Source organism: Staphylococcus sp. HMSC34G04, assembly GCF_001838765.1.
GTDB lineage: Bacteria > Bacillota > Bacilli > Staphylococcales > Staphylococcaceae > Staphylococcus > Staphylococcus epidermidis.
The window spans coordinates 1-19,396 of record NZ_KV838748.1; the positions used below are offsets into that span (position 1 = coordinate 1).

Below are 19,396 nucleotides of genomic sequence, written 5' to 3' on the forward strand. Positions count from 1 at the left end.
CTTGCAGCACTGTCTTTACTTTCTGTACTTGCGGCACTGTCTTTGCTTTCTGTACTTGCGGCACTGTCTCTGCTTTCTTTAGTAGATGTTTGATCGCCTACAGTTGTACTATTAGAACTTATTTCTGAAGTTACCGGCGTTTCTGATGCAGCAAACGCTTGATGATCATTTAGCATATTAAAAGTAAAAGCCCCACCAATAACTGCCGATGCTTTCGAAATATTTTTTTTTCATATTGTTGCTATTGTTATTCGCATTTACGTCTTCTTTATCTGTAATTTTTTGACCATTGAATGGTAAACCCATTACTCTAAGTAGTTGAATTTCCTTAATACCAGCTTTAATCCAATTTTTACCTGACTTATACAACCTTACTCTTGCTTTTTCTTCATTAAAACTATCTTTAAACTGTTTGATCTTTTTTGTCATATTTCCCTCCATCATTCAATTGAATCATTTAATTGCAATATTACCCATTAACCAAATTTTTTATGTTTCAATATTATCACCGTTGCTTTATAGAAGCAATTCAAATTAAAAAAATAATATAATTAATTTATTTTATTATATTTTATAGATTTATAAAATATACAGTACTTTAATTATATTTAATCAGCAGGCATAATCTCCAATTTTCACGATATCTATATAAAGTAAGAATAAAATATGGTTCTGTTGCAAATTAAAAAAATATAGCCAACCACTAATTTATCATGTCAGTGTTTGCTTAACTTGCTAGCATGATGCTAATTTTGTGGCATAGCGAAAATCCGTAGATCTGAAGAGACTTGCGGTCCTTTTTATATAGAGCGTAAATACATTCAATACCTTTTAAATCATTCTTTCCATATTTATACTTTGATTCCTTGTCTTTCTTATCTTTAATATGAAGGTAATATCGTTTCTTTTACATTCATTTTTAATTACCAAATAGTCTACTCCAAAAACTTTTTTAGACTGATTTTCGTTTCTTATATCCTCTTTACTGTAAGTTATTTAAAGAAGAAAGAAGTTCAGTTGATGATTACAAGTTTACCTATGATGAATGAAGTCATCAGTAACCCATTATTGGATAAGTTTATGAAAGATTTAATCGTTCAAATTTTGGCAATGATTTCAGAACAAGAAAGAAATGAAAGTAAACGTCGACAAGCACAAGGGATTCAAGTCGCGAAAGACAAAGGAATATATAAAGGGCGACCTTTACTCTATTCACCGAATGCGAAAGATCCTCAGAAACGTATCATTATCATCGTGTAGTAGAAATGTTAGAAGAATGCCAAGCAATTAGTAAAATTGCGAAAGAGGTTAATATCACAAGACAAACTGTTTATCGAATTAAACACGATAACAATGAGAGCTTCTGACACTATATTGGCGTCAAATGGAAATATATAGTCGTACATTGTCATTAAATCACTATGGATATTTATATATACTATATATAAATAAAAATTAAAGGTGGTCTTTTAGATGAAAAAAGTAATTTTAATAACAGGCGCAACAAGTGGTATTGGATATGAAACTGCTGCATATTTAGCAAATCAGGGTAATATTGTCTATGGTGCTGGTCGTAGAGTCGAAAATTTGGAAGGTTTAAAAAAAGTTAAACCGATTCAATTAGATATGACAGATGAATCATCAATGCAATTGGTTGTTGATACGATTATTGAAACAGAAGGACGTATTGATGTACTTGTAAATAATGCTGGCTATGGCTCATATGGTGCAATCGAAGATGTAACAATTGAAGAGGCAAAGCAACAATTTGAAGTGAATGTGTTTGGATTAGCACGATTAACACAACTTGTTTTACCACACATGAGAGAACAAAGGTCAGGACGAATAATTAATACGTCATCTATGGGTGGGCGTTTAACTACGTATTTTGGTGCTTGATACCATGCTACAAAATACGCTGTAGAAGCATTTAGTGACGCTTTACGTATGGAAGTTGCAGAATTTGGCATAGATGTATCTGTAATTGAGCCTGGTGGTATTAAGACAGATTGGGGATTCATAGCTGCTGATAAACTGGCTGATTCAGCTAAAGGTGGCGCATATGAAGCAACTGCCTTAAAAACATCAAAAGGTATGAGAAAACAATATAGTTCAAATATGCTTTCTAATCCAATGGTGGTTACAAAAGCGATTTCAAAAGCGATTGACAGCAATAAACCTAAACCACGCTATTTAATAGGATTTGCAGCGAAACCTCTTGTCTTTTTACACGCTATTTTGCCAACAAGATTATTCGATAAAATCATGAAATCTGCGAGTTAAATTAAATAATTAAGAATGAAATATAAGAAAGTAGTAAAATGAAACTAACTATTAGTAAACAATTACAAGCATTTATTGAAAGTTTAGGTATGCGCTTTGAGCAATTTTTAGCAGAATCAGACATACCCAATTATATGTGGAAAGAAGAATTAACAGTTTCAAATGAGCAATATTATAGATTACTACAAACAATGGATAAATATGTCACAGATGAGCAAATATTAGTATTTAGCGATGTAAAAAATATTAATATGTTCATACCACCGATTTTTGCTGCGCTTTCAGCTGAAAACGGTATAGCTGCATTAGAACGTTTGAGTAAATGTAAAAAACTCATAGGTCCTATTAATTTTGAAATAACGCAACATGATCAAACAGTAGCTATTCATTTTTCTTTCTTATATCCCGAACAAGCACTTCCAAAATTTGCGGTATTAAATGAACAATTACTTGTCTTGAGCCTGTTAAGAACTGGCACTGGCAAACAAATAGATCCTATAGCGATTAGTTCTCCGTATAATTATAGTGATATAATAGCTAAAACATTCAATATACATGTCGAACAAACAGATTCAAATTTGCTTGTTTTTAATAGAAAAGATTTAGTATATCCTTTCGCGACATATAATAATGTCATGTGGGAATTTTTAGAAGGTGAATTTAATCATAGATTAGCAGAATTATCTAATAATCAAAAATTCACCTCAACTATTCAATCTATATTATTTAATTTGATACCTAGAGGAAATTTCACATTAGAGGATATCGCTAAAAATATCGGCCTTAAGAAATCTATCTGCTGAAAATACAACATATAAACAACAATTGCAGGAAGTTCAAAAATTAATGGCTATTAATTATATTAAAAATTATCATATAGAAATTGACGAAGTAGCTTATTTAATTGGCTATTCAGAAACGAGTTCATTTTTACGAGCTTTTAAAAAATGGACAGGGCAAACTATCACTGAATTTAAAGAAACTTATTAAAGTGATTTAGAACATAAAGAGAATATAGAGAACGTCATAATGATTTGAAGTGCTTAGATCAACGTACGTATGTGTATATCTTTGATAAAATTTTTTCAATGCAAGTGAGGGCGTTTCACAGCGTCCCAAAATGCATAAAATGTGATGGAATTGACATTTTGATAAAAACACAAGAAAAAAGAGTGCAAGTTAGTACTCTTTTTTTCTACAGTAATTGTTTTATTAATGAAGGTCTTGCATTCCATATTAATTTTTTGTTGGTTAAATTTAATATTAGAGTACGGAATTCTATAGTTCTTTAAAAAATGAATCTAATTTATCAAATGGGATTTTTTCTTTTTTATCATATAAATCACAGTGATCTGCATCAGGTATAATCACTAACTCAGTTTGAGTCGGAATTAAGTTAGCAACCTCTTTAGAATGATATTTAGAGTGTGTATTATCACCAGCAATTAATAAAACTTTCCTATTTACCTTGGCAAAAAGATAAAGGGCTTAGGAGATTTCTCCTAACTATCAAATGCTGTTGCCACGTCAGTAGCTAGCAAATCCAATACTTACCAAACCTCTTTAATGTCGACAAACGCCCTAATATCAGTTCTTATTCTCGTGTTTTGAGTTAACATAAGCTATGATTATCAGAAGTTTGATCCACATAAAAAGACACGCACGATAAGCTTATAAACTGATCGTGCGTGTCTTTTTAATAGAATTAATTACCGAACAAACGCCTCCAGAAACCCTTTTTAGGTGGTTGTTCTACCTTATCATCATAATTATTAGTATTTATTTCTTCAGATAGATTATTATAACTCATTAATTCATCTTCTTCTAATTGATTTTCTAGTTTTTGAATCTTTTTATTACTTTCTAAAGCTAATATTTGTTGATTTTTTTATTCTATTAGCTACTATAACTTCATCTTCGGGAGATAAATAATTTACACTTTCAATCTTTTGAAATTTCACATTTGCTTTTTTAGCATTATTATAAACAGTCATCTTTGTTACGTTTAATTCATCAGCGATTTGCTTCATAATCTTCATATAACGCCTCCATATATTTATATATTATTTATACTTGATATATCAGGGTTTATGTAGGTTTATACGCTATATATAATAGCCTTTTATATATGGGAATATTATTTTGAAATTACATATAAACATACTTATAACTTTTTTATTACCTCTTTTCAAATTCTAAATATACTAATCTGTCTAATGATGCCAAAATAACTTGGTCCATATTGAGAGATCGTTTAGATTTATCTATAAGAAATAACTGGATAGATAAAAATGGAGATATATTTTTTATTTATACCAATGAAAAACTCAAGTCGATATTAAATATTAGTAATCCAAATAAATTATATATTAAAAGACCTGAAGTAACAGAAGCTGACATATACTATATTTCAAAACGAGAAAATAATATAGAAGACCGGTATAACAAGGAGGCTGGAACTTTATGTCCCAGACTCAATTATTGCTATCCAATGAAACTATTAAAATTAATTCATTATTTTAAAATAGTTTTTAACTTCATAATAACCTTAATCACTCTATTATTCAGAAGTTGTCGTATAATTTTTGATTTTCTGTTTTTTAAATATTTAATGTGAAATTGATATGCTTTTTGAACTCCTCTTGGCGATCTTTTTAATGACATTCTTTTATTTTTAGTTTTTAACGGGACTTTTTTTCCTAACAACTTTTGAGAAGCCATTTTATAGCTAATGGCAGGTGCATATTCTATCTCTGGTTCATACAATATGACTGAATCTTTGAGTGGTGCAAAGAATTTAACGATAAAGTCATCTTCAGGATTATTTTTAAAATACTCAACACCAAAATCATAGAAATTACGTTCAACTTCATCTTCATCTATATATTTGTTATTAAAAAATTCTTGTATGAATAGTGGCAATATCTTGTCCATTGCGTCATATAATTGTTTATTATAATTTTTAAAATTTATCACTGGTTCAACTATGTTGTTATTTCTACGATATCCCGGAATGCTCTGATATGGCATATTGGCAAATATAGATTCAATAAATATTAATGATGTCATTTTACTAGTATAGTTATATCTGATTGATGTTCCTACTGTTGGATAAATACTTCTTGCATAGAAGAATATCGTATTAATTGTTTGATCGCTAATGTTATTTAAAAGTCGATCTAAGCAATCTTGCGTGTAACCTCTTCCCCAATATTCGACGAAAGCAAATTTTTCATAGAAATCAATTTCTTGAATTAAATAATCATTCACAATTTTACGTTCTTCATGAGCTTTTTTTAGTAATAAATTTTTGTATTTATTATTATTTTGAGCAGAAACTCTAATTAATTCTTTTGTACTTTTTGTGAATTCAGAACATCCTTTAATATGTTTTAACTGTGGAAATATCTCGTCAAATTCTTGTTCACTGATATGCAACGCACGTAAGGTACTATCAAAGTTCGTTAACCCTGTAAAGTTACCAAAAGGCGAAAAAAACTCTTTGTCCACTTCATTAATAAACGAAGGAATTCTCCAGGCTTTACGAGACCCATATATATACTTAGTTTTGATATTGTATTTTTTCACTGATATTATTTCATCAGCAATTTTTTTAAGTAACTCACCGTCTCTTGATATAAAATAAAGCGTCTTAATATTTTCTTTAATTGCTTTTTTAATAGACCAGCTCACGTATGGTATGAAATAACTACTTATATAACTGTATACATAGTAATTTAATCTACTTTTATCATTTTCACGAAATCTTGCTATTTGTGTTGTAAGTAAGAATGTATCATAGTTCTTATTCTTATTTAAAATTTTATTTTCATACCCATTAAATTTAGTTATTGTATGATGAATAGGTTTGATATTTAACTTTTTAGGAACATTAAAATCTGCATGCTTATTATCCCCATAATGAATCCATTCTGAATAATTGTACTTTAAATCTTCAAACACATCTAAATATAGTGTACTAGTTGATTTTTGATTACCTATATCACTTGATAGATAAAGAGGTAATTCAGTTAATCTAGGGTCTACTTGATATAACATTTCTAAGATAACTTCTTTAGGCAAATACATATCACTTATTAGAATGACGTCTTGATAACTGTCTAATAAGTTATGAAGCACTTTAATTTTATCCTTTTTTGCTTCTACATTTGCTATTTCTGCTTCAATTTCTAAATTATATAGAAGTTGCGCCTGATCATCTGTGAGCTCGTGAATATTTTTAATTCTGTTAATGATATCTATAAATCTTATTTCGATTCTTTTTTCATCACGAATAAATTCAGACTTTTTATAATAATCTCTAACATAGTTTTCTGATTGGATTCTAATACGTGGATAATTTTGTATTACATATATCGGTATATCAGTACTTATTCTTAATAACTTATCTTTAACATAATAGAAAATACCATCTGGTCTTAATGTTTTTCTTTGTATCAACGTATCAAATATATCAAAGCTATATAACTTAGGTAATTGTTTCCTTTTAATACTAAATTTTAAAGTTGTATCTATAATTTTTTCAAAACCATTTTTATCGTCCTGGTCATATTGCCAAAATTCATTTATAATTTCCTTACTTTTCTTTTCGTTAATTTCTATAGCATCAATTTGATCTAGAGCTTTTAATAATTCATCAAAACTTGAAACAATCACACCTGAAGTTTTTTCTTTGTAATCATATACTAAAGTTCTGTTTTCCATATATTTATCATAATCATAAATATATCTAATGAACTTTTTAACTCCTGAAGCTAACATATCGTAATAAATAGATGAGTAATCTAGGATTCCTAAATCTATTTGGTCGAATATTTCATAAATGTCTTTCTTATTATCCCAAAACAAAATATTTGGATGGTTCTCATACATTTTTTTGGCAGTGGTGAAATTCACATCATTTTTAACTAAGTAATGTAATTTTATAATTAGCAAAATATTATTTTTCTTTAAAGTTTTAAGAAGCTTTGCCATATCAGGTATAGCTTCACCAAAAAAATTATTCATCTTATAATCTCTGAAAGTAGGAGCATATAAGACTACTTTAGTTTCAGCATTTAAACCTTTATGCCGCTTAATAGAATAATCAAAAGATCTAAATTCAGCTTTATTAAACATATTCGCTGGATAACCTGCTCGGATGATTTGATCTTCATCTAAATTAAGCATTTTTGTAAAATGTTGTTCCATAAGCGGTGAAGTGACCAAAAATAATTGGTTATTATGGTACATCTCATTATACTTGATATATTTTTTATATGTACGATATCTAATTCCTGGCGAGTCAACAAATCGCTCTATAGGTTTGATACCGACCCCATGCCATAGATTTAGTATGACGACTTCATTTTCAAATTTTACAGGGATATGTTCTTTCACTTGATGTACGACAAATACACCTGCCACGCTTTTAATCTTTTCTGCTTTTTTGGAATGAAATAATTCAGCATTGAATCCTAAACTTTTAACGTAATTTACCACATGAACATTATCACACATCCAATATGCATCGACATCTTTTCTATATTTATTCACATATATGAACAACCATTTAGGATTACCTACAAAGTCATTAGTAGCATTAAATATCCATATTTTTTTATTCCTCATGTTTAACTCAATACCTTTCGTATTTTGTATTGCTTCAGTACACTTCGTCTTTATTTGAAACTTGTAAAACTATTAGTCAGATGAATTATTGATTCTAGTTACAATACTCAACATTATGACAACGCTATAAACTATCTATATTATCACGCATTTATTTTTTAACTATATTATTTTAAAGCATACATTAGCATTTATAAATAATAATTATATTATATCAAATCTTCGCATTATAAATGCATGGTTTTTAAAATATATTTTTGTTTCGAACCATCATATTCACTAACACAAAATGTCCATACTTGTAGAGAATGACATGTTATCAACCTTATAGAACTTTTGATGATATTAAGATTTTGTTAAACAATAAAACTAAGACTTTCTATTTGATATGGCCTAAAATTATTAGATTATCCGAAAAGTTGAACTTAATATGTGAGGTGTTAGAAGAGTTATGAGTTGGTGCTAAAGTTAATAATTAGTTAATGGCATTTGAAACATTTTCTCTATAAAATACTTTGTATTGTACGAGCAAAAGAATATATATAACAAACAATGGAGGACATCATGATTTTAACTATTTTATTTATCTTTTTCTGTATTCGATTCATCAGCTTAAAGATATCTATGCAACACGCAAAACAGCTAAAGGTAGAGGGCGCTGTGGAATATGGTGTGAAAAATTCAAAATATCTAGCCATTACGCATGTATTCATTTACATGAGTGCAGCTATAGAAACATTTATTCATAAGGATACATTTAGTATACTTAACGGCATTGGCTTAATCATATTGATCGTCGCTTATATCATGTTATTTATAGTCATAAAGACACTAGGACGTATTTGGACATTGAAATTATTTATACTGCCAAATCACCCTATTATCAAATCAGGATTATATAAAGTAACAAAACATCCAAACTATTTTTTTAATATCATTCCCGAATTAATCGGTGTATTGCTACTAACACATGCTACATACACAACACTCTTATTAGTTCCATATGCTTATTTCTTAATTGCACGGATTCGTCAAGAAGAGAATTTAATGAATATATAAAATAAAAAGCCTACAATCACGCTACTCAGAACGCACATCTTTAAAGCAACATTTTGAAAAATGCGCTATTTAAACGTACGGACTGTAGGTTTTTAATACAAAGACGTAGATATGCCAGTGATAAGTTTCAGAATTACCATTTGCAAACTGTTCTATTAATGGTGGAGATAGGTGAGCTATTTTTTAGAGTGCTGTATGTCTTACGTCAGACAACCCTCACACTCACCTTTGTTATCTCACACTTCGTCACTCAACCTTTATATTATATAGCCAAACACATGAGTTAGGTAATTTCGTTTGTTTTAATTTGATACACATGTATGTTATAAGCAGGTTTTGATTTACAGTGTGAAAGATGAGCAAACATAAATTTAGAACACCTTCACTTTATAATGAAGTGTGCTCCGAAGTGTTTTAACAATCTCATTTTCTTATCTATGACTTCACCAAAATCATCTTCTTTTGTCACTGTACTTTGTTAAATTTTAGAATCTAAAACATTTTTTTAAAATAAATCTTGAAATCTATCTTGATCAAAAATAATTTTTCAATATTTCATCCGTTGAAATAATAAATTTCATCCTCCACAACACCGACATAATACTTACAAATAGAATAATCAAACATATTTCGACATAACAACGGTCTTATACCTTTAAACAACTCTTCTTTTACTTTTATAGAATCAAGTATTGTATACGTTTCTAGTATTCACTCAACTTGTTCATTTTTTGTCTTTATGTCTCACTATCGCACATATCTCCCTTATTCAATTAAATCGCACCTCCTTCCTATTTCCTATAAAAAACACCCCGTAACATTAGATATTCTAACTAATGCTACGAGGTGCACACATCATGTCATTATTTCGTGACATATCATTCTATTTTTTAAATACTTATCTATTTAAATGTAAATTTTTAGAAGTTTCACGACGTGTTTCTCTCATTAATTTTTCGTCATTAATTAATGAACGACCGTATGTTGGTACCATTTCTTTAACAACAGGTTCCCATGCTTCTTTATCATCAGCAAAGTTTTTCTCTAAAACTTCTAATACAACTGATAATGATGTTGAAGCCCCTGGAGATTCACCTAATAATGCAATCATAGAATTGTCGTCTGAATTGACAACTTCAGTACCAAATACTACGAAACCTTTACCGTGTTGTTCACTATCTTTGATTACTTGAACACGTTTACCAGCAGTATAAAGTTCCCAATCTTCATCTTTAGCATCAGGAATAAATGTTCTTAAATAGTTCATACAACCTTCTTTAGTTTTGATCATTTGATCAATTGAATATTTAATTAAAGGTACATTTTTAACTGCTGAAGCCAACATTGTAGTAATGTTATATGGTTTGATTGATTCGAATAAGTCTAAATTTGAACCGAATTTCAAGAATTTAGGGCCGATATTCGCATATGGACCAAATAATAATGTTTGTTTACCATTGATATAACGTGTATCAAGGTGTGGTACAGTCATTGGTGGCTTACCTTGAGGTTCTTTACTGTAAACTTTAGCCGCATGTTGTTTAATAATATCTGGGTTTGTACATCTTAAGAATTGACCACTGATTGGGAAACCACCTAGGTGTTCTCTTTGTTTAACGCCAGATTTTTGTAATAACGGAATAGAGTGACCGCCAGCACCAATAAACACTTTATCTGCTATTTTAGTTACTTTTTCTTTTGTTTCTCTATTTTCAACGACAACTTCCCATTTGCCATCTTCTCTTTGTGTTAAATCTACAACATCATGATTGTATTTTAATGAAACATTAGATTTTTGTTCTAAGTAATGTGCTAACTTACGCGTTAATGCACCATAGTTCACATCTGTACCTTCATCAATTTTACTTGCTGCCATTTGATGTCCTGGCTCACGGTTTTCCATCATTAATGGCATCCATTTTCTCATTGTTTCCATGTCTTCTGTATATTCAATATTATCGAACATTGGAATTGTTCTAAGTGTTTCATAACGTTTTCTTAAAAAGTTAACGTTTGTTGGTCCCATAACGAAACTGATATGAGGTAATGGTTGGATAAATTCTTCAGGATTAGAAATATCACCATTTTTAACTAAATTACCCCAGAATTGTCTAGATAATTCGAATTGCTCATTAATTTCTTGCGCTTTAGATGCATCAATTGAACCATCATCTTGTTCAACTGTATAGTTTAATTCACATAATGCCGCATGGCCTGTCCCAGCATTATTATTTTCATTTGAACTTTCAATACCAGCGCCTTCTAGTCTTTCAAACATATCGATATGCCAGTTAGGACTTACTTTTGAAAGCATTGTCGCTACTGACGTACCAATAATTCCTGCACCTACAACAACGATGTTTTTATGATTTGCTTCACTCATGTACATGTTCCTTTCTAAATTTATAATATTAAAATAGTACATATATAGACTTTACCACTTTAAACATATATTAAACAAATAAGCGCAAAAGGCTCACTAATCATTTATTTAAAAGTTGTAGTCAGCTATGTGAGTTTTATGGTAATATCATCATGCGTAAAAATTCGAGATTTTTATTATAAAGAAGGTTTAAATAAATCATGAAAGAAAATTTTTGGAGTACATTGCCACGTCCGTTTTTTATTCTGGCACCTATGGAAGACGTGACAGATATTGTCTTTCGGCATGTTGTCAGTGAAGCAGCGAGACCAGATGTATTTTTTACTGAATTTACCAATACTGAGAGTTACTGCCACCCTGAAGGTATTCATAGTGTGCGCGGACGCTTAACTTTTAGTGACGACGAACAGCCAATGGTAGCGCATATCTGGGGCGATAAACCAGAACAATTCCGAGAAATGAGTATCGGCTTAGCAGAAATGGGCTTTAAAGGTATAGATTTAAATATGGGTTGTCCTGTCGCAAATGTTGCGAAAAAAGGTAAAGGATCCGGCTTAATTCTACGACCTGAAACGGCAGCCGAAATCATTCAAGCTTCTAAAGCGGGTGGTCTACCGGTCAGTGTAAAAACACGTTTAGGTTATTACGATATCGATGAATGGCGAGACTGGTTAAAACACGTCTTCGAACAAGATATCGCAAATTTATCCATTCATCTACGTACCCGTAAAGAGATGAGTAAAGTAGATGCACACTGGGAATTAATCGAAGCTATCAAGACATTACGTGATGAAATTGCGCCAAATACACTATTAACTATCAATGGTGATATCCCCGATAGACAAACTGGTCTAGAACTCGCAAATAAATATGGTATTGATGGCATTATGATTGGTAGAGGGATCTTCCATAACCCATTCGCATTTGAAAAGGAACCACGCGAACATTCAAGCAAAGAATTATTAGGTTTATTACGCTTGCATCTCTCTTTATTTGAAAAATATGATAAAGATGAATCCCGACACTTCAAAAGTTTACGCAGATTCTTCAAAATCTACGTACGCGGCATTAGAGGCGCTAGCGAACTCCGCCATCAATTAATGAACACCCAATCTATTGCCGAAGCAAGAGAACTACTCGATACTTTTGAAGCACGTATGGATGCACGATCAGAAGTATAAGCATGCGAGCGGTAAATATAATAAATAATAAATGAACCTCCCCCTGTTGAGTCAGAGGGAGGTTGTTTAATATTTAGTAGTAGTAAATCTCGAGCAATTTACAAAAGTGGCATAAAAATAAGTTTTAGACTGATCACTTAAACATATAGTGGGCCAAAAAGTAAATGAGCAAACTGTTAAATATAGTCCATGTTTTTATACAAAATATAGAATGATGAACATATATTGAACATCATGAGTTTCAAGTTAAACTGAACAATATTATGATAAATTAAATATAAGGAGCAAATATTTCATTAGAAATAAGGTGCATATCAATGAAAAAATTGATTTTTATAGTTGCTATTCTCTTTATCCAAGCCTGTAGTTATGTTGTTATTAACTTTTTCTTCTTCGACATGTGGGCGATTCACTCAAGTGAACAACAATTAAATCAATCCATACAACATCATGACACAAAGCAACTTCATAAGATTGCTAAGGATAAACAGACATATCAATTTTTAACAACCATAAAGAAAGCCGAGTTCGAAAATGCGACAGATAACCAAGGGGGTGGGCCTATTGGTTATTATCGTTTAGATATTAATCAAAAACCCGCAGGACTTACAATCAATATTAAATATAACTTCCTTCCAGAAAAGACAACTATTCAATCAATAAAGTTATATCAATAAAAATTTATAAAGAAAGGACTATAGCCTAAATAAATGTCTAATGGATTCTTAACATATAGTCAGTTGGTGACAAAATTAAAAATTCTTATTTCAAATTTGATTCATCAGTAGGCTGATTAGGTATCAGGATGTTACTTGATGACGCAATAATATTAATTAAGCGTGTTTATGAAGAATAATAGTGTTGATATTGTACACAAAAAAGGAGTGAATGAATTGGAAAATTTAGGTTCTTTGTTACCTATTGCATGTGCTTTATTTGTAATATTTGTTGTACCGTATTTTGATAAGAAAAAGAAGTGAAGTTGAATATAAAGTACAGGTATAACATAAGTTGAGCCAAAGTACAGTTAATGAATATACCTTGGCTTATTTTAATACCAAGCATTTAGTATATTGAACGTGACATTAAACAACCTTTCTAACTCAATTTGAACTTGCAACATAAACACTGAGAGACTCGATATTTACATTAGAAATGTCTTTATCATCTCTATTTATTCTATTTCCTTGTAAATGTATTTTCATAAATCTCATACACAATTTATATTTTTATATAGAAAAACGTTTAGAAACAACACGTTTCTAAACGCTTTAAACGCCTGTCATTTAATTAGACATTTGTTGTTCTTTAATTTTATTTCCATTTTGATCAAGTTTAATAATTTTATTTTTCTCACTCTTATAAGTACCCATAATTTCACCATCATGATTACGGTAATGAACTGTCCAATTACCATCGTCATTGATTCTAATATTGTCCCATAGATAAGTTTTATTATCTAACTTACCATCAAAGTCACTTATTTTTTCATAAATTTGACTTCTCATATGTGCCATCGTATTTGCAGAATTTTTATCAGGATCATCAGCTTTTTGAGCTGCTCCACTATCAACAATCTCTATTTTATTCTTCATTTCTTCCAATGAGCGATTGTCTTTATTATCTTCATACAATTGACTAATATCTAACTCCTTGCCATTATTTAATAATGTTTGATAATCAATCAGTGCGCCTTGCGTACTACCTATAAATATTTTATTTTTATTTACACCAATAATTGAAGCGAACTGTCCTTTAGACGGATAAACTTGATAAAATTTCATATCCTTTGGCGCATTTTTCATCGAATCAGCTTTTTCTAACATCAATTGTTCCATTTGTTTCTTCTCTGTTTCATTTCCTTTTTGATAATCATACACGCCTGTCAACACTTCGTTTTTAGTTAACATATATTTTTCTACTCCATCCGCATAAAATGCTAATGCTAACCTTTCTTTTTCTGACAATTGAGTTGAAGCCTTATTATCATTCTCTTGCTTATGATGTTGTTCTTTGTTCTCTTTATTTGCCTTTGAAGTTTGCTTTGTTTCTTCTTTCTTATCTTTAGTATCAGTCTTATCACCTGAATTACAACCAGCCAAAACTAAAAATGCCGTTAAACTTAACACCAGAATTCTTTTCAATTTAAAGACCCCTTTCTAAAAATATAAATATTAACATTAATATAAATTAAATCTTTACATTAATCAATATAGTTCAAAAAGCATCATTTTATATATCTTTTATAAAAATTATATATGAAAAATCCAAAAATAGGTAATTAATACACTTCTTAGACTAAATATTTAAGTCTTTAATAAACCAATACATTGTATGAGATAATATAGGTTGTTACTATATAGTTTCACCTAAAAACATGATGCCTATAGTAAAATCAGAGGTCAAAACTCAACTTAAAAATTTAAGCGTAAAGGAGCATACATATGGCAACTGTTACACAAAGAGTTAAGCAAGTAAAACAACCTCGCGGAGGCTATTTTAAAATGAACATAATAACTTTATAGATCTTATTTTTGTAATAAGCTATTAGAGTTAACATAATAGGACGTTATCAAAATCAAATAAACATCTATTGTAGAAAATCATTTTTATTAATATTTATAATTTATGATTTGATTTCTCGATACGTGCGTCTAATATCGTGAATAAATAAACAATTTTATTATGTAAGCTATTGATATGGTAACCTCAAATTATGAGTTGTTGAACTACATTTATGTCAAAAAAGAAAGTCTTGATCTTTATTAGTATCATATTAATCATTTTTGGAGGTGTCTATCTCAAAATGAAATATGACGAAAAAGCAAAACAAAAAGAAATCTACTACAAAGAGCAACAAGAACGTATCACGCTTTATCTTAAATACAACACCAAAAAACCTAATACTATCAAATCTGTCCATTTCACAAGTTTAAAACAGGGACCAATGGGTGACGCTGTTATTGAAGGCTATATCAATAACAATAAAAAAGATGATTTTGTTGCATTTGCATCACCTGAAAACAATTATCAATTTGGAGGCGGACTTACAGCAGACGTTAAAATATTTAAATTACTTAAATCGGCTAATGAATCTAAATCACCCGATGAAATCAAAAAAGATTTAGACAAAAAGAAAGAACATTAAAAATTTATACTGAACCACAAGAAGTATAATTTAGTGTAATATTTTAAAGGCTTGTCTTCTACAATTTTTTAGGAGGCAAGCCTTTGATGTTTTTATTCTTACTTTGATTTTTAAACCATTTAAATATTCTTGAAAAACTTTAAATTTAAAATAAAATTTATCATATTCAATCATAAAAAACACCCCACAAAGATAGATTTTAGTCCAACTTCTGGAGTGCACATCATAATAAGTGAGTTTTTTTTAATTCATTTACGTTTAATAGTGCCTTCTTGTCTTCGCTTAATCAATAAGTAGACAGCATTTGCTATTCCTAACAAAGTCCAAATTATTGATAAATAAATATTATCAAAACTATAGATTTTAGGCATGAGTATTAAAAACATAATATTTAATATTAATGATATACGATGAAGCTTACCAAAATGATTCATTTGAATAACTTATCACCTCTTCATTTTTTACTTTATTAAAAATTTTGATTTATTCCAATTGTATCATTGGCATTGAACTTTAAAAGCCATAAAACTAAAAATCTTTGCTCAATCCATATGTGTTTGAATATTTTTCAAACCATCCATCAAGAAAAATTGAAGTGCTTAGAAAATAAAAATTGAAAATACAAAGAATTAATGTTAAACAAACAAAAAACAACGCTAGCTTTTAATATGCTAACGTTGTCAATTTCCTGGGAAATCAATTTTCTTTTTCTAAATTTTTAATTTCGACAGTTGAATATACTTTTACTCTATTTCTCCCCCGTTTTCATCGTATTTTGTAACTTCACCATCAGATGTCACAATATAAGAACCTTCGAGGTTGCCTTCCTTATCTAAAATAGAAAAGCCCCAATCTCCGTCTTCGTTCTGTTCGGGTTCTTTAAATGTATACGTATCAGTATCTAATGGATGACCTTCATACGCTTCAACTTTATCTATCACATTACTACGTGTAACTTTATTATCACTAGATGTATCACTATCACTCATGACTTATCATAATAAAAATAAAGCATCCTTCACTTTGCGATGAGGGATGCTTTATGAATTTTCACATAAAAAATGAATCTACAGACTATTCTTTTTTATTCAATTCTTTATCAAGTTTTACAAGTGTTGGTTTCGGAATATGAATGCCTTCTTCACTAAAGTATTGTATGACCTCTTTACGAAGCAAACGTTGTCCTGGAAAATGCATTCCGGGCTTAACATGTGCTAAAAGTTTAATCACCATTTCATTGCCATCAACACTATCTAAACCAAGTAAATCTGGTGCAGATACAAATATGTCATATTTATTCTTTAATGTAGGTAAAAATGTTAATAATTTCTCTTCTATTACTTTATAATTCTCATTTGGAGAAATCGGTATCATCACAATAGGTGAAACATCTGTAGCAGAATAATTAACTATTTCACTAATCATACCATTAGGTAATGTATAAATTTCTCCAGTATCTGATTGTATACGTGTTGATCTTAAACCAATCGTTTTAACCGTACCTTCAGCAATTGTTACCCCAGATGCATTAATTTGAACATAATCACTCACATCAAACTGTCCTTCAAATATGATAAAGAAACCAGTAATAATGTCTTTTACAATTGTTTGTGCTCCGAAACCAACGGCAACACCAACAACTCCAGCTCCTGCTAAAATTGCTGATACACTAATACCGAAACGTGAAAGTATTGACGTAAGGACAATAAACCATACGACATAACTTATTAAATTTTGAATCAATGTGGATAGTGTTTCACTTCTCTTAATTTTATGACGGTTCTTTTTCTTTTCATTAACGTTGAAAAATTTAGTAACTAACTTTCTTGATATCGCAATTACAATCATACCCATCAAGATATAAGCAAGTATAATTAAAAGATTAACCAAAAGATTTTGATAGAACTCTATTTTCATCATTGGCTCAAATAGTTTATATAATGTGTCCTTAAACTGACTCATAATAACAACATGACCTCCTATTGTTAAAACAATTAATATTTTCAATGTATAAATCTTTATAGATAATGAGCAGTAAGTCATTTCTAAATATAACACTTATAAATAAACATAGCACCCTTCACTTTGTGATGAAAGATGCTTTATGAATTTCTATATAAAAAATCATCTTAAGAGTACTGATTTTTTCAGTCACTTCCAGGTGTAATCATAAAACCATCCATCGAATAACCTTTGCCATTTTTTCAAGCTATTATTATTCGCATTTTCTATTTCATAACTTATTTTAGATACTGCGCTGGTTTATTCAAAATTACCTTTTATATTACCAGGTTTTATTTGATAATCTGTTTGACTCATGATTCATCATCCTCGCTAGGAGTGAATTGTACTGCATCTGTAAAAAATATATTCTCTTCTTTATTTTCTACAAAAGTAAATTCTAAATTTTTAGAACCTACAGATGATCCTTTTAAGTCGCCATCCCCTTTTAACAATAATTTAGGGGCTTGATTGGTTGGAATATCATATCTTTTTCTTAATTGTTTAACATTATTATCATTATTGTTCAATTGATATTGCGCTGAGTAACTAGGAACGTTAGGATTGTAAGATATCTCTCCGTCTTTATAATCCTTTAAGTTTTTAAAATCTCCATATTGTACAAAAAATTTGAAGTTTTCAATTTCTTTTTTTAATTTATCATCAGATATTGGCTTTGTTGGAAAGATCTTATTATGGTTCATTTTTACAGGGTATTTCTTTTCATTCTCTATCGGTCTACCACTATTATCATCTTTTATCTCATCTATTAAAAAATACCCTTTGGCTGTTCTAGTGTTACGATTGATATAGAGAACCATACCTCTTGAGGTCATAATTTTACCTTTTGGCTGTTTTGTCATTTCAGACCTAATAATCCAAGTTCCTTTATCTCCTTTATCAAATTCTTCATCTCGAAAACCTTCTTTATCATAAAAGTCTTCTAGATTTTTAGTAGGATACACGTTTAACATCTTATTAAAGTTTTGTTTGATTTCCGTTTCTTTGCTATCTTCTTTATTTATAAAACCACATCCTCCAATAAAAATCGTTAAAATTAATAAACTTATGTATATAGTTACTTTCTTGAGATAACGCATTGGCTCACATCTTTCTGATTTTACTTTATTTATACTTTTACAAAATGCTTCACTTTGATATGCTTCTAAATTAAATAGTCCCTAATAGTCATTAAATTATTACTTATTTACAATTCAGAGATTTTAAAAACTACCCAATCTTCTTTAGCTGAACTTTTAAATTTTTTACTGAAAGCGTGGCAATGTCTCATTTTTAGTGTTAGCAGTGCTTTTCTTCAGCTTTCATCTCTTTTATGATTTGCATTTTCAATTTCAGAACTTATTTTAGGTACTGCACTTGTTTATTCAGAGTTTCTAATTATATTACCAGATTTTATTTTATATTCAGTTTGATACATACTTAATTCCCCCTACTCGGGTTAAAGTTTATACTGTCAGTAAAATAAATATTTTCCTTTTTATTTTCTACAAAAGTAAATTCAAGATGTTTATAACCTACAGAGGATCCTTTTAAATCTCCTGTACCTTTCAATAATAATTTAGGAGCTTGATTCGTGGGAATATCATATCTTTTTCTTAGTTGTTTAACATTATTATCATAATTGTTCAATTGATATTGCGCTGAGTAACTTGGCACATTAGGATTGTAAGATATCTCTCCGTCTTTATA

At 29.7% G+C, this 19,396-nt stretch carries 14 protein-coding genes and 6 pseudogenes; 9 read left to right on the forward strand and 11 right to left on the reverse strand.

The genetic code is table 11. From position 1 onward, the window contains the following. Positions 1-177: 177 nt before the first annotated feature. Positions 178-429, reverse strand: coding sequence for a KxYKxGKxW signal peptide domain-containing protein (locus HMPREF3241_RS08980; protein ID WP_070853612.1), 252 nt, complete (start codon positions 427-429; stop codon positions 178-180). 298 nt (positions 430-727) lie between these two features. Next, positions 728-885 (reverse strand): annotated as a pseudogene (locus HMPREF3241_RS12395) (IS6 family transposase); the annotation flags it as partial. Positions 886-984: 99 nt separating this feature from the next. Between HMPREF3241_RS12395 and HMPREF3241_RS08985 the strand changes: the two are divergent. The 4 genes and pseudogenes from HMPREF3241_RS08985 to HMPREF3241_RS13195 form a co-directional block, all read left to right on the forward strand. Beyond that, positions 985-1,367, forward strand: a pseudogene (locus HMPREF3241_RS08985) (helix-turn-helix domain-containing protein); the annotation flags it as partial. A 106-nt stretch (positions 1,368-1,473) separates the two neighbouring features. After that, positions 1,474-2,283 (forward strand): annotated as a pseudogene (locus tag HMPREF3241_RS08990) (oxidoreductase). 38 nt (positions 2,284-2,321) lie between these two features. Continuing rightward, complete coding sequence (locus tag HMPREF3241_RS08995) at positions 2,322-3,086, forward strand: AraC family transcriptional regulator ligand-binding domain-containing protein (protein ID WP_002447544.1); 765 nt, start codon at positions 2,322-2,324, stop codon at positions 3,084-3,086. 43 nt (positions 3,087-3,129) lie between these two features. Further along, complete coding sequence (locus HMPREF3241_RS13195) at positions 3,130-3,273, forward strand: helix-turn-helix domain-containing protein (protein ID WP_002447545.1); 144 nt, start codon at positions 3,130-3,132, stop codon at positions 3,271-3,273. A 715-nt stretch (positions 3,274-3,988) separates the two neighbouring features. Here HMPREF3241_RS13195 and HMPREF3241_RS13375 read toward each other — a convergent pair. Next, positions 3,989-4,322 (reverse strand): annotated as a pseudogene (locus HMPREF3241_RS13375) (hypothetical protein). Between the two features lie 134 nt (positions 4,323-4,456). Between HMPREF3241_RS13375 and HMPREF3241_RS13205 the strand changes: the two are divergent. Continuing rightward, a pseudogene (locus HMPREF3241_RS13205) lies at positions 4,457-4,735 on the forward strand (replication initiator protein A); the annotation flags it as partial. Between the two features lie 62 nt (positions 4,736-4,797). On the opposite strand, the gene HMPREF3241_RS09010 reads toward HMPREF3241_RS13205, so the two are convergent. Beyond that, positions 4,798-7,914 carry a CDP-glycerol glycerophosphotransferase family protein gene (locus tag HMPREF3241_RS09010; protein WP_070592466.1) on the reverse strand — a complete coding sequence of 1,039 codons (3,117 nt, stop codon included), beginning with the start codon at positions 7,912-7,914 and terminating at the stop codon, positions 4,798-4,800. Positions 7,915-8,478: 564 nt separating this feature from the next. Between HMPREF3241_RS09010 and HMPREF3241_RS09015 the strand changes: the two genes are divergently transcribed. After that, positions 8,479-8,973 carry an isoprenylcysteine carboxyl methyltransferase family protein gene (locus HMPREF3241_RS09015; protein ID WP_058703107.1) on the forward strand — a complete coding sequence of 165 codons (495 nt, stop codon included), beginning with the start codon at positions 8,479-8,481 and terminating at the stop codon, positions 8,971-8,973. Between the two features lie 898 nt (positions 8,974-9,871). On the opposite strand, the gene lqo is transcribed toward HMPREF3241_RS09015, so the two are convergent. Further along, positions 9,872-11,356: an L-lactate dehydrogenase (quinone) gene (gene lqo / locus HMPREF3241_RS09020; RefSeq protein WP_002497178.1), complete on the reverse strand. Its 1,485-nt coding sequence runs from the start codon at positions 11,354-11,356 to the stop codon at positions 9,872-9,874. 200 nt (positions 11,357-11,556) lie between these two features. Between lqo and HMPREF3241_RS09025 the strand changes: the two genes are divergently transcribed. Together HMPREF3241_RS09025 and HMPREF3241_RS09030 are read left to right on the forward strand one after the other, a co-directional pair. Next, entirely contained in the window at positions 11,557-12,537 is a 981-nt protein-coding gene (locus HMPREF3241_RS09025) for a tRNA dihydrouridine synthase (protein WP_070592471.1), read from the forward strand. Positions 12,538-12,854: 317 nt separating this feature from the next. Beyond that, positions 12,855-13,214 (forward strand): hypothetical protein, encoded by a 360-nt coding sequence (locus tag HMPREF3241_RS09030; protein WP_002487258.1) that lies wholly within the window; start codon positions 12,855-12,857, stop codon positions 13,212-13,214. A gap of 609 nt (positions 13,215-13,823) precedes the next feature. On the opposite strand, the gene HMPREF3241_RS09035 is transcribed toward HMPREF3241_RS09030, so the two are convergent. After that, positions 13,824-14,681, reverse strand: a complete 858-nt coding sequence (locus HMPREF3241_RS09035) for a hypothetical protein (protein ID WP_049382997.1) — start codon at positions 14,679-14,681, stop codon at positions 13,824-13,826. A gap of 593 nt (positions 14,682-15,274) precedes the next feature. Between HMPREF3241_RS09035 and HMPREF3241_RS09040 the strand changes: the two genes are divergently transcribed. After that, a complete protein-coding gene (locus HMPREF3241_RS09040) occupies positions 15,275-15,685 on the forward strand; it encodes a DUF1433 domain-containing protein (RefSeq protein ID WP_010959355.1) in 411 nt (136 codons plus the stop codon). 248 nt (positions 15,686-15,933) lie between these two features. Here HMPREF3241_RS09040 and HMPREF3241_RS09050 read toward each other — a convergent pair whose 3' ends face one another. From HMPREF3241_RS09050 to HMPREF3241_RS09070, 5 genes and pseudogenes are all read right to left on the reverse strand, one after another. Then, a complete protein-coding gene (locus tag HMPREF3241_RS09050; protein WP_002505873.1) occupies positions 15,934-16,119 on the reverse strand; it encodes a hypothetical protein in 186 nt (61 codons plus the stop codon). A 309-nt stretch (positions 16,120-16,428) separates the two neighbouring features. Next, a pseudogene (locus tag HMPREF3241_RS09055) lies at positions 16,429-16,671 on the reverse strand (hypothetical protein); the annotation flags it as partial. An 88-nt stretch (positions 16,672-16,759) separates the two neighbouring features. Next, the gene (locus HMPREF3241_RS09060) at positions 16,760-17,647 is read right to left on the reverse strand and encodes a mechanosensitive ion channel family protein (protein WP_002455953.1); all 888 of its coding nucleotides are present in this window, start codon (positions 17,645-17,647) and stop codon (positions 16,760-16,762) included. Positions 17,648-18,000: 353 nt separating this feature from the next. Further along, positions 18,001-18,786, reverse strand: coding sequence for a tandem-type lipoprotein (locus HMPREF3241_RS09065; protein ID WP_002505875.1), 786 nt, complete (start codon positions 18,784-18,786; stop codon positions 18,001-18,003). 340 nt (positions 18,787-19,126) lie between these two features. Then, positions 19,127-19,396 (reverse strand): Csa1 family protein (locus HMPREF3241_RS09070; RefSeq protein WP_141763185.1); only part of this gene is annotated, 270 nt, incomplete at its 5' end.

Excerpts from the sequence above, each read along its gene's own strand:
- HMPREF3241_RS09015 (WP_058703107.1), top strand. The coding sequence starts at position 8,479 with ATGATTTTAACTATTTTATTTATCTTTTTCTGTATTCGATTCATCAGC.
- HMPREF3241_RS09060 (WP_002455953.1), bottom strand. The coding sequence starts at position 17,647 with ATGAGTCAGTTTAAGGACACATTATATAAACTATTTGAGCCAATGATG.
- HMPREF3241_RS08995 (WP_002447544.1), top strand. The coding sequence starts at position 2,322 with ATGAAACTAACTATTAGTAAACAATTACAAGCATTTATTGAAAGTTTA.
- HMPREF3241_RS09010 (WP_070592466.1), bottom strand. The coding sequence starts at position 7,914 with ATGAGGAATAAAAAAATATGGATATTTAATGCTACTAATGACTTTGTA.
- HMPREF3241_RS09025 (WP_070592471.1), top strand. The coding sequence starts at position 11,557 with ATGAAAGAAAATTTTTGGAGTACATTGCCACGTCCGTTTTTTATTCTG.
- HMPREF3241_RS09050 (WP_002505873.1), bottom strand. The coding sequence starts at position 16,119 with ATGAATCATTTTGGTAAGCTTCATCGTATATCATTAATATTAAATATT.
- HMPREF3241_RS09030 (WP_002487258.1), top strand. The coding sequence starts at position 12,855 with ATGAAAAAATTGATTTTTATAGTTGCTATTCTCTTTATCCAAGCCTGT.
- HMPREF3241_RS09065 (WP_002505875.1), bottom strand. The coding sequence starts at position 18,786 with ATGCGTTATCTCAAGAAAGTAACTATATACATAAGTTTATTAATTTTA.
- HMPREF3241_RS08980 (WP_070853612.1), bottom strand. The coding sequence starts at position 429 with ATGACAAAAAAGATCAAACAGTTTAAAGATAGTTTTAATGAAGAAAAA.
- HMPREF3241_RS09040 (WP_010959355.1), top strand. The coding sequence starts at position 15,275 with ATGTCAAAAAAGAAAGTCTTGATCTTTATTAGTATCATATTAATCATT.
- lqo (WP_002497178.1), bottom strand. The coding sequence starts at position 11,356 with ATGAGTGAAGCAAATCATAAAAACATCGTTGTTGTAGGTGCAGGAATT.
- HMPREF3241_RS13195 (WP_002447545.1), top strand. The coding sequence starts at position 3,130 with ATGGCTATTAATTATATTAAAAATTATCATATAGAAATTGACGAAGTA.